The sequence below is a fragment of the Alphaproteobacteria bacterium genome, assembly GCA_017308135.1.
Lineage (GTDB): Bacteria > Pseudomonadota > Alphaproteobacteria > CACIAM-22H2 > CACIAM-22H2 > Tagaea.
The window spans coordinates 410,553-425,301 of sequence record JAFKFM010000008.1; the positions used below are offsets into that span (position 1 = coordinate 410,553).

The 14,749-nt window shown below is 66.3% G+C and carries 15 protein-coding genes and 2 tRNA genes; 9 read left to right on the top strand and 8 right to left on the bottom strand.

The window, feature by feature from the left end; translation table 11 throughout:
• Positions 1-2: 2 nt before the first annotated feature.
• The 5 genes from J0H39_10320 to J0H39_10340 all read right to left on the bottom strand — a co-directional run bounded on the left by J0H39_10320 (position 3) and on the right by J0H39_10340 (position 6,016).
• Positions 3-2,759 carry a valine--tRNA ligase gene (locus J0H39_10320; GenBank protein MBN9497140.1) on the bottom strand — a complete coding sequence of 919 codons (2,757 nt, stop codon included), beginning with the start codon at positions 2,757-2,759 and terminating at the stop codon, positions 3-5.
• Between the two features lie 34 nt (positions 2,760-2,793).
• Positions 2,794-3,468: a DUF2497 domain-containing protein gene (locus J0H39_10325; protein MBN9497141.1), complete on the bottom strand. Its 675-nt coding sequence runs from the start codon at positions 3,466-3,468 to the stop codon at positions 2,794-2,796.
• 196 nt (positions 3,469-3,664) lie between these two features.
• Positions 3,665-5,080 (bottom strand): TolC family outer membrane protein, encoded by a 1,416-nt coding sequence (locus J0H39_10330; protein ID MBN9497142.1) that lies wholly within the window; start codon positions 5,078-5,080, stop codon positions 3,665-3,667.
• A gap of 34 nt (positions 5,081-5,114) precedes the next feature.
• Complete coding sequence (locus J0H39_10335) at positions 5,115-5,450, bottom strand: sulfurtransferase (protein MBN9497143.1); 336 nt, start codon at positions 5,448-5,450, stop codon at positions 5,115-5,117.
• Positions 5,451-5,461: 11 nt separating this feature from the next.
• Positions 5,462-6,016 (bottom strand): protein-L-isoaspartate O-methyltransferase, encoded by a 555-nt coding sequence (locus tag J0H39_10340; protein MBN9497144.1) that lies wholly within the window; start codon positions 6,014-6,016, stop codon positions 5,462-5,464.
• Positions 6,017-6,180: 164 nt separating this feature from the next.
• On the opposite strand from J0H39_10340, the gene J0H39_10345 reads away from it, so the two are divergent.
• The 4 genes from J0H39_10345 to J0H39_10360 all read left to right on the top strand — a co-directional run bounded on the left by J0H39_10345 (position 6,181) and on the right by J0H39_10360 (position 7,032).
• Positions 6,181-6,255 (top strand) — tRNA-Cys (locus J0H39_10345).
• Positions 6,256-6,330: 75 nt separating this feature from the next.
• Positions 6,331-6,405: transfer RNA gene (locus J0H39_10350), tRNA-Asn, on the top strand.
• A 61-nt stretch (positions 6,406-6,466) separates the two neighbouring features.
• Positions 6,467-6,706 carry a hypothetical protein gene (locus J0H39_10355; GenBank protein ID MBN9497145.1) on the top strand — a complete coding sequence of 80 codons (240 nt, stop codon included), beginning with the start codon at positions 6,467-6,469 and terminating at the stop codon, positions 6,704-6,706.
• Entirely contained in the window at positions 6,700-7,032 is a 333-nt protein-coding gene (locus J0H39_10360; protein ID MBN9497146.1) for a hypothetical protein, read from the top strand. The genes J0H39_10355 and J0H39_10360 overlap by 7 nt, the downstream gene beginning before the upstream one ends.
• Here J0H39_10360 and J0H39_10365 read toward each other — a convergent pair.
• Positions 7,029-7,895: an alpha/beta hydrolase gene (locus J0H39_10365; protein ID MBN9497147.1), complete on the bottom strand. Its 867-nt coding sequence runs from the start codon at positions 7,893-7,895 to the stop codon at positions 7,029-7,031. The genes J0H39_10360 and J0H39_10365 overlap by 4 nt on opposite strands.
• A 121-nt stretch (positions 7,896-8,016) precedes the next feature.
• Here J0H39_10365 and J0H39_10370 point away from each other — a divergent pair, with 121 nt between their 5' ends.
• On the top strand, positions 8,017-9,183 hold the full coding sequence (locus tag J0H39_10370) for an MFS transporter (GenBank protein MBN9497148.1): 1,167 nt from the start codon (positions 8,017-8,019) through the stop codon (positions 9,181-9,183).
• Here the strand turns inward: J0H39_10370 and J0H39_10375 are convergent.
• Positions 9,180-10,223: a lipid A deacylase LpxR family protein gene (locus J0H39_10375; protein ID MBN9497149.1), complete on the bottom strand. Its 1,044-nt coding sequence runs from the start codon at positions 10,221-10,223 to the stop codon at positions 9,180-9,182. The two genes, J0H39_10370 and J0H39_10375, sit on opposite strands and share 4 nt — an antisense overlap.
• A gap of 47 nt (positions 10,224-10,270) precedes the next feature.
• On the opposite strand from J0H39_10375, the gene J0H39_10380 reads away from it, so the two are divergent.
• The 3 genes from J0H39_10380 to J0H39_10390 are packed head-to-tail and all read left to right on the top strand — an operon-like array spanning position 10,271 to position 13,000.
• Positions 10,271-10,603, top strand: a complete 333-nt coding sequence (locus tag J0H39_10380; GenBank protein ID MBN9497150.1) for a hypothetical protein — start codon at positions 10,271-10,273, stop codon at positions 10,601-10,603.
• A gap of 10 nt (positions 10,604-10,613) precedes the next feature.
• Complete coding sequence (gene glpD, locus J0H39_10385) at positions 10,614-12,155, top strand: glycerol-3-phosphate dehydrogenase (GenBank protein MBN9497151.1); 1,542 nt, start codon at positions 10,614-10,616, stop codon at positions 12,153-12,155.
• Positions 12,155-13,000, top strand: coding sequence for an NAD(P)-dependent oxidoreductase (locus J0H39_10390; GenBank protein ID MBN9497152.1), 846 nt, complete (start codon positions 12,155-12,157; stop codon positions 12,998-13,000). The genes glpD and J0H39_10390 overlap by 1 nt, the downstream gene beginning before the upstream one ends.
• A 49-nt stretch (positions 13,001-13,049) precedes the next feature.
• Here J0H39_10390 and J0H39_10395 read toward each other — a convergent pair whose 3' ends face one another.
• Positions 13,050-13,202, bottom strand: a complete 153-nt coding sequence (locus J0H39_10395; protein MBN9497153.1) for a hypothetical protein — start codon at positions 13,200-13,202, stop codon at positions 13,050-13,052.
• A gap of 225 nt (positions 13,203-13,427) precedes the next feature.
• Between J0H39_10395 and J0H39_10400 the strand changes: the two genes are divergently transcribed.
• Positions 13,428-14,330, top strand: a complete 903-nt coding sequence (locus J0H39_10400; protein MBN9497154.1) for a hypothetical protein — start codon at positions 13,428-13,430, stop codon at positions 14,328-14,330.
• The last annotated feature ends 419 nt before the right edge of the window (positions 14,331-14,749 follow it).

Below are 14,749 nucleotides of genomic sequence, written 5' to 3' on the forward strand. Positions count from 1 at the left end.
GCTCAAATATCCTTGAGACGCTCCAGCGCCACGGCGAAGCGCGTCCGCGCGGCCTTGGCTTCGGCCAAATGCTCGCGCTGATCTTCGACCGCTTCGGGATCGGCCTTGGCGACGAAATCGGCGTTCGACAATTTCTTGTCCGCCTTCGCGATCTCACCGTCGAGCTTGCCGATTTCCTTTTCAAGGCGCTTGCGCTCCGCCCCCGCATCGATCAACCCGGCGAGCGGCAGCACCAGCGTGGCGCCGGCGAGCGCCACCGGCGCCGAACCCTTCGTCGGTCCGCCGGTTTCGGCGGCGATGCTCTCGACGCGCGCCAGCGTCTTGATCAGCCCTTCATGGCGCGCGAGCCGTGCTTTCGCCGTGTCGTCCGCGTCGCGATAAAGCAACGACGGTTTGGCGCCCTGCGGCACGTTCATCTCGGCGCGCAGCGCGCGGATGCCCGTGATCGCGTCGACGACCCAGTTCATCTCGGCCTCGGCCGCGGCGTCGCCGAGCCCCGCGCCGTATTCCGGCCAGGTTTCCGACATCAACTGCGTCTCGCCCTGCTTGTAGCCGAGCGTTTCCCAGAGTTCTTCGGTCACATAGGGCGCGATCGGGTGCAGTAACTTCAGCACCTGGCCGATCACGTAGGACGTCGTCGCGCGCACTTCCGCCTTCTCGGCGTCGCTGCCCTGCTGGAGCAGCGGCTTGGTGAATTCGAGATACCAGTCGCAGAACGTGCCCCACACGAAGCGATAAAGCGCTTCGGCGGCTTCGTTGAAACGATAGGCGTCGATCGCGGCGGTGACCGCCTTGGCGCATTTGGCGAGTTCACCGACCAGCCATTTATCGACCGTCAGCGTCACCTTCGCCGGATCGTAACCGGCGACGGGGGCCGCCCCGTTCATCTGCGCGTAGCGGCAGGCGTTCCACAGCTTGGTGACGAAGTTGCGATAGCCTTCGACGCGCGCGGTTGCGAGCTTCACGTCGCGGCCTTGGGCTGCCAGCGCGCACAGCGTGAAGCGCAGCGCGTCGGTGCCGTATTTGCCGATCAGGTCGAGCGGGTCGATGATATTGCCCTTCGACTTCGACATTTTCTGGCCGCGCTCGTCGCGCACCAGCGCATGAATGTAGACGGTCTTGAACGGCACGCGCTCGGCCAGCGGCTTGCCCGGATTGCCGAAATGGATGCCCATCATCATCATCCGGGCGACCCAGAAGAAGATGATGTCAAAGCCCGTGACCAGCACGTCGCCGGGATAATAGCGCTTGAGATGGGCGGTCTGTTCCGGCCAGCCGAGCGTCGAGAACGGCCAAAGCGCCGAGCTGAACCACGTATCGAGCACGTCGGGATCGCGTGTGAGTTCGACGTCCTTGCCGAACTTGGCGCGCGCGGCCGCCTTGGCGGCGTCTTCCGTTTCCTCGACGAATACACTGCCGTCGGGCGCGTACCAGGCCGGGATCTGATGGCCCCACCACAACTGGCGGCTGACGCACCAGGGCTGGATGTTGCGCATCCATTCGTAATACGTGTTCTCCCATTGCTTGGGCACGAACACGGTATGGCCCTTCTCGACCGCTTCGATCGCCGGCTTGGCCAAGGTCGCCGCATCGGCGAACCATTGATCGGTCAGCCACGGCTCCAGCGCCACGCCCGAACGGTCGCCATGCGGCACCATATGCGTATGCGCTTCGATCTTCTCGAGCAGACCCAGCGCCTCGATCTCGGCGACGATCGCCTTGCGCGCGGCATAGCGTTCCATGCCGACAAAGCGCTCGGGCACGTCGCCGGAAATATGCGCGTCCTTGTCCATGACGTTGATCATGGCGAGCTTGTGCCGCTTGCCGACTTCGAAATCGTTGAAGTCGTGCGCGGGCGTGATCTTGACGGCACCCGTGCCCTTCTCGGGGTCCGAGTATTCGTCGGCGACGATCGGAATTCGGCGACCGACGATGGGCAGGATCGCGAATTTGCCGACCAGCGATTTGTAGCGTTCGTCGTCGGGGTGCACCGCGACGCCGCTATCGCCCAGCATCGTTTCGGGGCGCGTCGTCGCGACCACGATGAAGCGGCCGGGCTCGCCCTCGATCGGATATTTGAAGTGCCAGAGATGACCCTTGATCTCGCGCTGCTCGACTTCGAGGTCGGAGATCGCCGTGTGCAGCTTCGGGTCCCAATTGACCAAGCGCTTATCGCGATAGATCAGGCCCTGGCGATGGAGTTCGACGAACACGCGGCGCACGGCCAGCGACAGGCCTTCGTCCATCGTGAAGCGCTCGCGCGCCCAATCGGGCGACGCCGCCAGACGGCGTAACTGGCGCGTGATCGTGCCGCCGCTTTCGGCCTTCCATGCCCAGGCTTCTTCCAGGAACTTCTCGCGCCCGATCAGCGTCGCGTTGCCCGTGTCTTTGCCCTTGGGCGCCACGCCGCCGCGATCGAGGAACACGCCCTTCTCCGCCAAGCGCCGCTCGACCACCATCTGCGTGGCGATACCCGCATGGTCCGTGCCCGGCTGCCACAGCGCGTCGCGCCCGCGCATGCGCTGAAACCGGATCAGCGTGTCCTGGATCGTGAAGGTCAGCGCGTGGCCCATATGCAGCGAGCCCGTGACGTTGGGCGGCGGCATCATGATCGTATAGGGCGTCTTGGCCGAATTCGGATCGGCGGCGAAAGCGCCGGATTTCTCCCACGCTTCGTAGCGGCGGGCTTCGATCTCGGCGGGCGAAAAAGTCTTGGCGAGACCGCCTTGGGCGGTCTCGTCGTTTTGCGTGTCTGTCATGGCCGGAAGGGTTTAACCGGGGCTTAGCCCCGGCTCAATAGTCCTGCGACTCACGCGTGATGCGGCGGATTTCCCGCTGCACCATGCGCTCCACCAGATCGGGCAGATACTGGTCGAGCCACGCTTTGAGGATCGGGCGCAATTCGGCGCGCACCAGATCTTCGATCGTCAGGTCCGAATTGCCCAGCAGCAGGTTGCGCGGCACGCGCGCCTGCAAGCCTTGCAGCGAATCCGACGCGCGGTTCGCCGTGTCGTCGGACATCAGGCGGCGCGGCTCGTCCGACATCACCGGCGGCGGCTTGTCGACGACGTTGGTCAGTTCCAGCACGTCGTCGATCGGCTCCGGCTCCGGCATCGGCATGCGCGGACGCGGCGGCGGAGGGGGTGGCGGCGGCGGCGGTGGCGGCGGAGGGGGTGGCGGCGGTGGCGGCGCCATCATCTCCATAATGGGTTCGGGCTCCGGCTCCGGCAGCATCGGCTCCGGTTCCGGCATCATCATGGGCTCGGGCTCCGCCGGCGGCGGCGGCGGCGGTGGAGGAGGTGGCGGCGCAGCCGCAGGGGGTGGTGGCGGCGGCGGCGGCGGCGGCGCTTCGGCGGCGGGTGCGGCAGGCGGCGCTTTCCCCGCATCGCCGTCTTCGGAAATGATACGGCGGATGGAGGCGAGGATTTCCTCCATCGACGGTTCTTGTTGGTTCTTCGGATCCGTCATCTTCGTCCGGGTTCCAGTCGCCTGTTCAAACCGCCAGTGCGGTTCGAACGCCGAGGGTTCGAAACCGCCCTAAATTGCCATGGCGGAACGGTAAACGCGTGCGAATCGCCGCTAAGCCGTTCCGCGACCAAAGATTAAGCGACAGAACAGCCCGACGCCAGAGATAAACCCCGCCCCCTCGGGCGGGGTTAAGGCGTTACTTCTTGGCCGCTTCGCCGGGTATGTCGTTACCCGACCACCGGTCACGCGTCGCGCTGAGATTGCTCGCCGGATCGTAGATTTCGACCGGCAAACCCAGCTCGCGGGCTTGGAGCTTGCCCACCGCCGACAGCAGCTGGAACGACGCCAGCACTTCGTCGCGCTGGGCTTGGACCAAGCTCACGCGGCTATTCAGCAATTCCTGCTCGGCGTTCAGCACGTCGAGCACGGTGCGCGAGCCCACGCGGGCTTCCTGTTCCACGCCTTCCAGCGCGATTTCGTTGGCGCGGATCTGGGCGGTGAACGATCCGATCTGGGCGCGCGCGGTCGAAAGCTGCTGCCACGCGGTCGTCGCGTCGTTGATCGCCTGGCGCAAAGCCACGTCGACCTGCGTGCGGCGCTGACCTTGCGTCTGCTTGGCGCCGCGCACGCGCGCGTCGGTCGCCCCCTGCTGATAGATGGGCACCGAGAAGGTCAGCAACACGTCCACCGTGTCGCGGATTGTGCCGCGCGTCTGGGTTTCCTTGCCGCGGATCGCGTCGGCCTGCAACGCGATGGTCGGCAGCTGTTCGCCTTCGACCAGCGCCACGTCCTGCCCGGCGGATTCATGCGCGTAGCGCGCCTGGATGATGTTCGGGTTCTGCGCCTGGGCCCAGGCGCGCGCTTCTTCAGCACTGCCCGGCAAGCCGCGCGGCACCGGCGGCACGCTGACGCGGCCCGCTTCCATACCCGTCGTGCGCAGGAAGGTCGCGCGCGCCGTGTTCACGTCGCCTTCCGACTTGGTGCGGCTCGCCTGCGATTGCGACAAGCGCGCTTCGGCCTGACTCACGTCCGTCCGGGTGATTTCGCCGACCTGGAAACGGTCGCGCGCGGCGTCGAGCTGGCGCTGCAACACCTGGACGTTGTTGATGTTGAGGTCCAGCACCGCAAGGGCCTGGGCGAGGTTGATATAGGCGGTCGCGCTATCGAGCAGCACGCGCTGTTCGACGGCCCCGAGCTGCGCCCTGCCCGCTTGCACGTTGGCTTCGGCGCGCGCGAGTTCGGCGGTCGAACGCCCGCCGCGATAGAGCGGCTGGGTGACGGTCAGCGTCGCCTGCAACGGCGTGCGGTCGCGCTCGTTCTCGGTCGTCTGCTGATCGCGCGAACCGTTGGCGCCGTAGACCGTGGTGGTGGTCGTGTTGAAGTCGCGCGCCTTGCCGGTATTGCCCGACAGCGTGACCGACGGGCGCCATTGCGACAGCGCTTGCGGCACGGTTTCGTCGGTCGCGCGCAACGCGGCGCGCTGGGCGAGCAGTTCGGGATTGCTGCGATAGGCGTTGGCGAGCGCCTCGTCGATCGTCTGTGCGCCGGCCATCGGCGCCAGCGCCATCACGGCCGCCAAGGCCGCGCCCGCTACCGTCGCCTTCAATGCCATCCGTCGCGTCGCCATCGAATAACCCTCTTCCAAATCAGTAACGCGCCATGTCCGGATCGACCTGCGCGGCCCATTGATCGACTCCGCCCGCCAAGTTGATCGCCCGATCGATCCCTTGCTGACGCAGCCAAGAAACTACGCGTGCGGACCGCCCGCCGTGATGACACGTCACCACCAAGGGTCCGTCCTTCGGCAAACGATCCAGCGAATCGGGAATCGTTCCCATCGGAATATGTAAGCTACCCGCGATTCGGCAAATTTCGTACTCCGAAGCTTCGCGGACATCGATAATCGCGGGTTTTTTGCCGTCGTCGAGCCAGCGTTTCAGCTCGGCCACGCCGATTTCGAACGGATACGTTTCGTCTTTCACAACAGCGCCGTTCAAAACACGAAGCCGGGCTGCTTCTCGAAGCCCGGCAGCACCGGCGTCGCGGCGTCGAACATCGTGATGCTCGTCATGTCGCCCGCGAATTTGCGCCACAGCGTGGCCCGCCCCGGTTCGCCCGGTGCGGCCAGCACGCCCGCGATCCGACCGCCTTCGTTGAGGCGGCGCGTGTAGCTATCGAGCAACTCGCCGATGGCGCCGGCGAACAGCACCGCGTCGACGGCCGAATCGTCGGCGTCCGACGCGAGCGTAACGCCCATCTCCTTCAGCACCGTGGACGCGTAGCCGGTGAAGTCGCCCACGACCAGCACGCGCTGGGCCGGCTCGAGTGACAGCGCCTGAACCAAACGCGCGAACACCATCGGCTCCATCAGATATTTGCCGCCGCCCAGCGCCAGATCCTCGTCGACATAGGCGACACCGGCGAACTTGGCCGGCACGAATTTTTCGCGCGGGACCGAGGACATCGCCGCGATCAAGCGCTCGTCGATCACCTTGTTGGTGCGCAACTGGCCTTCCACCATGTTGCGGCGGCGTTCGGCGAATTCCATGTCTTCGGGCTCCCTTGGGTCGAGCGGTCGGGGTCGGCGACTTATATATGGTGCGTCGCCACAAGGGACAACTGAAAGCGCGTAAGTGCCGGTAACGGAACGGCTCTCGGCGGCGATATTGACCCCGGGCGGCGCCTTGCCTATACGTGGCGCCCGCGTGGCCCGGCCGAGTAGCAAAGTGGTAATGCATCGGATTGCAAATCCGATACGCGGCGGTTCGATTCCGCCCTCGGCCTCCACGCGCTTCCGCCCAGGGTTCTTTTCCCTGGCGACGCGCCGGGGCTTCGGCTATAAGCCCCGCCCGTCGTTGCCGTTCCCCGGTAGCTCAGCGGTAGAGCAATCGACTGTTAATCGATTGGTCGCAAGTTCGAATCTTGCCCGGGGAGCCAACCTTTCCAATTCGGAATATTTCACGCCGACCGCCCGTTGCCCTAGCGACGGGAGGCGGACATGCGCGCGATTATCGGATTGTCTGGCATCGGACTGACCGGCTTGCTGATCGCCGGCGCGGCCGAAGCGGAACCCAAACGGGAACCGTGCTTACCGCCGGCGGTTTTCGCGCCCAGAGTCCTTTTCATGCCCTGCCGCGATCAGCGCGCCGAGGAACCCAAACCCGCCGACCGGATGCCTTTCGACCGTTGGCTTTGTCGTGAGGGCGCCAGATCGGCCGAACGACGAACGACATGTTGATTCTTCGCCCCCTTCTTGCTTTGGCCGCCCTGCTGGCGCTGTCCGCCTGCGGGCCGCCGATGCGTTGGGAACATCCCGCTTTGTCGGACGCGCAAGCCCAAGCCGAGATGGGCGATTGCCGCCAGCAAGCTTGGAGCGAGGCGCAGTCGCGCGCTTTCTATAACCGCTTCGCCTATGGCCCCACTTACGTGCGTGGCCGCGACGGGCGGCTTTATATGGCCGACCCGTGGATGCGCCCCGGCTTCAACGATACCTGGTTCGAAGAACAGCGCCTGCGCGACTTCTGTCTGCGCAACAAAGGCTTCCGCTTGGTGCCGGGGAGTTAGCGCGTCGTCGCCGCGACGAACGCCGCAACGCGTTCGCGGATCGCGCGCATATGCGTGAAAAGGCAAACATGCTCGCCGCCCGCGATCGGCATCAAGGCGGCATTGGGAATTTCCCCCGCCAACCGCGCCGCATGGGCGAACGGCACCACCCGATCCGCGACGCCATGCACGATCAGCACGGGCACGGCGATATCCGCCCCCGCGATATCGGCCTGCGCCGAAAACACATCCATGTCGTTGACCGTGCCCGGTAAACGTTCGCGAAGCCGGTCGAACGTGCCCGACAGCAGCGCGCGAAATAACGGCCCCGCTTCGGGATCGGCAAGCGTGCGCGCGGCCACTGCCGGATCGGGGATCGAACGACGCGCGGCCCGCGCCGGGTCTTTCGCCGCGCGCCGGCGCAGCAGCCAAGCGAGCCCCGGAATGCGCGCGAACCATTTCATCATCGGCATGCGCTTGCGGATCTCAGGCGGAATTTCGAGCCGCCCGGTGCAGCACGAGACAAGGACGAGGCCGGCACAGCGCGTCGGATGACGGCGCGCGAACGCCAAAGCCGACGGCCCCCCGGCCGACACCGCGACGACATACGCCTGCGCGATCCCCAGCGTATCGAGCGCGGCGGCGTAAAGATCGGCCTGCGCGTCGGGCGTGCGCGCATCCGCCATCGGCGTGCCGAGATAACCCGGCCGCGAAACGGCGACGATACGCACGGGCGCTGCGAACGTCGCGTGGCCCAAAATCAGGCTTTGATCGTAACCGCCCATTCCGCCGTGAATCGACAGAACCGGCGATCCATCGCCCGCAAGCGCCACTTCGATCGCGCCGCGGCGCGTCGTCAGAATTTCCGTTCGAATGCCGTTCATCGTCGCGCTCCGCGCGCAGCCTTAACGCGAAATCCTGCGTCCGACCATTCCAAATGCGCCGCGTATTGCGGACATCGCTTCCCTCGTCTATACGCGTCGCCCCTTTCCGATCGGCGCCGCCATGCAAGCTCAGACATCGCTCAAGCTTCTGCCGCTTTTCGTGCTCACCGCGGCGGGCATGCTGACGGTCGATCTCTATCTGCCCGCCGTGCCCACTTTACCCGCCGATCTCGGCGGCACGATCGTCCAAGCGCAAGCCACGCTCGCGGTGTTTTTCGCGGCGTTGGCGGCCTCGCAACTCGTGTGGGGGGCGGCGGCGGACAAGTTCGGCATCAAGCCCGTGCTGATCGTCGCGATCACGTTGCAGATCGCGGCGGGCTTCGTTTGCGCCGTGGCGCCAAGCGTGGAAACGCTGATCGCCGCGCGCGGCGTGCAAGGCTTCGGCGTGGGGGCCGCCGCCGCCGTCGTGCCCGCCCTCATCCGGCGCAATCTCGACGAAGCCGCCTCGGTGCGCGCGATGTCGCTGCTCGCCACCGGCGAAAGCATGATCCCCGCGATCGCGCCGATCCTGGGCGCGCTGCTGCTGCTGGTGACCGATTGGCGCGCGAGCTTCTGGATCGTGGCGCTGCTGACCATCGCGGCGACGCCCTTTGCGCTGCGCGCCATTCCCCCGGCCCCGCCGGTGTCGCGCGAAACGCGCAAGGCGGCGGGCGGCTATGGCGCGCTGCTGCGCGACCGCGTCTATTTCGGCTACGCGCTGGGCCACGGTCTGTGCTTCGGCGCGCTGCTGGTGTTCGTCGCCAGCGCGCCGCAAATCATCGAATTGTGGCTCGGCGGAAGCCCGCGCGATTTCGCGATCCTGCAATGCTGCGGCGTGCTCGCCTTCAGCGTTGCCGCGTCGCAAAACGGGCGGCTGACCAAACGCTTCTCGCTCGACGCGATGATCGTGTCCGGCGTTCTGATTCAAATCGTCGCGACAGTCGCGCTGCTCGCCCTCGCCTGGGTCGATTACAAATCCTTCGTGGCGCTGGGCCTCGTTTGGATGATGTTCTGCGGGGCGCTGGGCTTGCGCGGGCCGTCGACGATGGCACGCGCCTTGTCGGTCGATTCCGCGATCGTCGGCCGCGCCTCGGGCCTGCTGATGTTCATGGGGCTGGGCCTGTCGTCGGCGGGCACGCAAGCCGTGGCGCCGTTCCTCGAGCAAGGCCTGATGCCCGTGGCGCTTACGGCCCTCGCCTTCACGCTGGCGAGTGCGGCCCTCGTGCTGGGCGCCACACGCGCGCGTTAAAATCGATACGAGATCGACAGCGCGCCGAAACGGTCGGGCTTGTTCTGATCTTCGAATTCGCGCGTGCGCATCACGTAGCTGAACGTGCCGCGAATACGCTCGACCACCACCGCGACGCCCATTTGCAGATCGCCGACAAGCGGCCGGCGATTGACGGAATGGCTGCGCGCGAACGTATTGCCGTCCAGCGTGACGTCGCGCGCCACGGCACGGCCTTCGAAGCCGAAAAACGCGTAATAGGCGTAGCGGTCGAGCGGCGGATCGACATGCAGCGAACCCGCAAGGCCCGGCCGGATGCGCGGCGGGCCGTAATCCACGCCCAGATCGCGGCCGATGCGGAACGTGGCGCCGACGGCGCCATAGGTGAAGACGTTGCCGACCGACGCGCCGACATGCGGCGTCATATCGAGTTCGAGCAGCGGGAAATCGGGCAACGGCGTGCGCATACGGCGCCATTTGCGCTCGTAGAACAGCGCGACACCCGGCTCGTTCTTCAACTGGTTGCCCCAGCCCATCGGCATACGCGCGCCGATCAGCTTGTGATATTCCTTCTGCGTCTGCTCGGCGTAGCTTTGCGGGCCGATGATCCCGACCTGCAGTTCCAGCGTGTCGAGACGGCCGCGATTTTGCCCCTCGCCCAGATCCGAGGTCAGCGCCGCCGCGAGATACGTCCATCCCGAATAGGGCCGATCGTTGGTGACGAGGTCGCGGCGCGAAATATCCTCGGGCGTATACATGTTCTGCCCGAAGCCAAGCCCCGCGCGCGTCTTGCCCGAGGCGTCGAACACCGGGATCCAGCCCGCGAGTTCGCGCAGCGGCCCCCAGCGCAAACCGGGCTCCGACATCCAATTGAACCGGATACCGTTGGTGAAATTGCGGTCGGTCTGCTTGGCCTGATCGAAGGAACTGAACTTGTCGTTCTCGACGATCACCGAATAGGTGCCGCGCCAGCTCCATTCCCCGGCGTCCCTGGGCGCGTCCTGGGCGGCGACGGGGCTGGCAAGTGCGGCAAAAAGGACGGCCAAAAGGGGGCGACTCATGGGAATGCTCTTAACCGAACCCGGCGGTTGAGGCTAGTTTATCGGCCATGAAACTCGTGAAGATTTGTGGCGCGATTGCGGTTCCGATTGTGGCGGCCTTGGGGCTTTCCGCTTGCGCGCAAGAAGATCGCTGGTCCCACCCAAGGCTTTCGTCCGAAGCCGCAACCGCCGCGCGCCAGGCCTGCGACATCCGCGCCGAAGCGGCGTCGGGCCCGAGCGAGCTTCCGCCCCGCCCTTGCGGCAGCGAAATCGACGCCAATGCGCGCGACCGCTGCGCGCGGGAAAACGACGCGGCCTATGCCCGCCTCGCCGCAAGGCTGCGCGCGCGCGAAACGGCGTTCGCCGCTTGCATGGGTGAAGCCGGCTTCCAACGGCAGTAAAGTCCGGGTCATGTCCGAGTCCACTCCCCTATACGATCTCGCGATCATCGGCGGCGGCGTCAACGGTTGCGGCATCGCGCGCGACGCTTCGGGCCGCGGCCTCAAAGTGCTGCTCGCCGAGCAAAACGATCTTGCGTCCGCCACGTCGTCGGCCTCGTCGAAGCTGATCCATGGCGGCTTGCGTTACTTGGAGCATTACGAGTTCCGCCTGGTGCGCGAAGCCTTGGCCGAGCGCGATGTGCTGCTCGAAAGCGCCCCGCATATCGTGTGGCCGATGCGCTTCGTGCTGCCGCATGACGCAAGCCTGCGCCCGGCCTGGCTCATCCGGATGGGCTTGTTCCTTTATGATCATCTCGGCTGGTCGCCGAGGCGCAAAACGCGCCTGCCTGGCTCGCGCCAGGTCAATCTGCCTTCCAGCGAATACGGGCGGGGCTTGCGCGCCGACGTGCCCACGGGCTTCGTCTATTCCGATTGCTGGGTCGACGATGCGCGTCTCGTCACGCTCAACGCGCGCGCCGCCGCCGATCTGGGTGCCGATATCCGCGTGCGCACGCAAGTCACCTCCGCGCGGCGCGAGAACGGCGAATGGCGTTTGGCGCTGTCCGACCGCTTGGGCGGCGGCCAAACCGATATCCGCGCCAAGGCGCTGGTCAACGCCGCGGGCCCGTGGGTGATGTCGACCATCACCGGCGTCATGGGCCAGAACGCGCCCGCGAAGCTGAAGCTCGTCAAAGGCAGCCATATCGTCGTGGCGCAGCAATACGCGGGCGAGCACGCCTTCATCCTGCAAAACGTCGACCGGCGCATCGTGTTCGTCATTCCCTATGAAGGGCGCTTCACGCTGATCGGCACGACCGACGTGGTCTATGAAGGCGATCCAGGCCGCGTCGCGATCTCGACCGAAGAAACGGATTATCTGTGCAAGGCGGCGAACCGCTTCCTCGCCAGGCCCGTCACGCCGGCCGACGTGGTGTGGAGCTATGCCGGCATCCGCCCGCTTTACGACGACGGTTCCGACAACGCGAGTGCGGTGACGCGCGATTACGTGCTGGAACTCGATGCGGGCGAAGGCCGCGCGCCCGCTTTGTCGATCTTCGGCGGCAAGATCACCACGTTCCGGCGTTTGGCCGAACACGCGCTCGAAAAACTCGCGCCGTTTTTCCCGCAAGCGACGGGCGCTTGGACGGCGGGTGCGAAACTGCCAGGCGGCGAGCTCGACGGAAGCGACGCGGATTTCGAGCGTTTCGTCGACGATCGCGCGCGCGAATGGACCTGGCTGCCGCGCGAGCATTTGCGCGGCATTCTGCGCCGCCAGGGTTCGCGCGCGTTGAAGTTCCTCTCGGCCGCCAAATCGCTCGACGATTTGGGCCCGCATTTCGGTGCGGGGCTTTACGGCGCCGAAGTCGATCTGATGGTGCGCGAGGAATGGGCGCGCACGTCGAACGACATTCTGTTCCGCCGCACCAAGACCGGCTTGCATCTCTCGCTCGCCGAACAGGCCGTGCTGGGCGGCTATCTCGCGCGCGTTCACGGATTGGGGCAGACCGGCTGATGGCAAGGATCGCGTTTTTCGGCTTGGGCCGGATGGGTTCGGGCATGGCGGCGCGTTTGCGCGATGCCGGGCACGAAGTTCGCGTGTGGAACCGCACGCCGAAGAACGAGCCCGGCTTCGTCGCGAAGATCGAAGACGCCGCGAAGGATGCCGACGCCGCTTTCGCGATGCTGGCGGACGACGCGGCCTCGCGCGAAGTTTGGGATCGCGCGTTGTCGGTGTTGCCCAAAGGCGCCTTCGCGATCGAGTTTTCGACGCTGTCGCATGACCGCGTGCTGGAACTGGCCGCGCAAGCGCAAGCCAAGGGCCTGCGCTATATCGACAGCCCCGTGACCGGCCTGCCCGACGTCGCGGCGGCGGGCAAACTCACCTTGTTCGTCGGCGCCGATAAGGCGGATCTCGACGCCGCGCGCCCGTTGCTCGAACCGCTCTCGGCGGCGATCGCGCATTTCGGTCCCGTCGGGGCGGGCACCGTGTTCAAGCTGATGATCAATCTGATGGGGGCCGTGCAGATCGCCGCGGTCGGCGAAGGCTTGGCGCTCGCCGCCAAGGCCGGGCTCGATCTCGAACAGGTCGCCGCGTTCCTCGCGAAAGGCCAAGCCGCGAGCCCGCAAGCCGTGCGCAATGCGAATTACATCGCCGGCGGCGATCACACGACCAACATCACCTTCACCGGCAAACTGCGCCGCAAGGACACGGCCTACGGCGTGGCGCTTGCGCGCAAATTCGATATTCCCGCACGGCTGGGCGAAACGGCGCTCGACGCCTATGACCGCTTGCTGCGCGCCGGGCTCGGCGATCAGAACGAAAGCAAGATCGTCGCGGTCTACGAAGACAAACTCTGAAACGAAAACGGCCGCCCGAAGGCGGCCGCATTTTTCGCTGATCCGAAGCTCAGTGCCAGTTCGGGTTCGGCAGCAGCCCGTCTTCGCGCAGGATCTCCTTCATCGAGATCAGCACTTCGCCGATCGGCGGAAGTTCCGCGTTGGACTTCGTCGCGACCTTCTTCGGGGCGCGGGCGGGAAGCTTGCGGGGGGCGCTGGGCATTGTGGGGCTCATGGCGACCGGGTTGGTTAATCTGGAATTGAATATGCCCCGCCCTTTCGCATTTTGCAAGGGGGTATACGATCAGTTTTGCTAATTTAAGTGCCATCGAATCGCATTTCGCGAATATGCGAAGGGCGCAAGGTTAGCTCTTGACGGTTCACGCGGCCGGGATTAGAACAAAAACCGAATACGAATGAAGAGTGAACTTTGTGACAGGAGCGGAAGATGAACCTTCAAACCTCGACCGGTTTTCCCGCGATCATCCGGGCTTTCCCGCCGCCCGCCCCGGCGATGGCGCCGATCCCGGCCCATCGCCAGGAAATGTTCGGCACGCTTCGTAATCCGCTCCTCGGGAAACATTTCATGAATATGCCGTCGCCGCCCCGCCGCCCCGCCTCGACCACGGTCCAGGAACTCAAGGCGCGACTGGCGAGCTTCGCCGCCCGCCCCGGTTCGGGCGACGGCAGCGTGGGTTTCGGCATCAAGGCGATCGACACGCATCTGCCCTGGGGCGGCATCCCGCGCGGCGCGCTGCACGAAATCGCGGGCGTGGAAGCCGACGGCCCGGCGCAGGACGGCGCGGCCGGCGGTTTCGCCGCCGCCCTGCTCGCCCGCTTCGCCAAGGATGCGGCCAAAGGCGGCCCGGTCGTGTGGATCGCGCGCCGCCCGAATTTGACCCAGGCGGGTCTCGCCGCGCTCGGCCTCGACCCCGCGCGTCTGCTGCTGGTCGACGCGCCCAAACGGATCGACGCGCTATGGGCGTTCGAGGAAGCGTTGCGCTGCCGCTCGCTCGCCGCCGTGGCGGCCGAAATCGACGGCGTCGAACTCGTCCAGACGCGCCGCTTGCAGCTTGCCGCCGAACTCGGCGGCACGGCCGCTTTCCTGCTGCGCCCGCAAGCCGAATTCGCCGAGCCGAGTGCCGCGCGCACGCGCTGGCGCGTGGCGGGTGCCGCATCGCCGACGAATGCGCGGCGCTGGAACGTCGAACTCTTCCGCGCGCAAAACGCCGCCCCCGGCGCCTGGACGGTCGAACTCGCCGGGCAGAACTGGTCCCTCGCCGATGACCAAGCGAATCATCGCGATCTTCCTGCCGTTTCTGCCGACCGATCGCGCCGCAAGGCGGGCTGAGCGTGATGGCGTCCCGCCGCATTGCCCCCGCGCGACGTTCGCCGCAACCGCCGGCGCGCTGCGTCTGGCGGCGGTCGATGCGCGTTCGCGCCAGGCGGGGCTCCATCCCGGTCTCGGCCTTGCCGAGGCGCGCGCGCGATGCCCGGATCTGGTCGCGACGCGTCACGATCCCGACGGCGACGATGCGGCGCTGAAATCGCTCGCCCTCTGGGCGCAGCGCTGGTCGCCGTCGATCGCGCGCGTCGCCGACGGGCTGCTGCTCGACGCGACCGGGGCCGCGCATCTGTTCGGCGGCGAGGATGACTGGCTCGCCGCGATCCCGCGCGAACTCGGCCGATTCGGTCTGCAAACGCGCGCCGGTATCGCCGACACGATCGGGGCCGCCTGGGCCGCCGCGCGTTATGGCGCAAGCGCCGCCA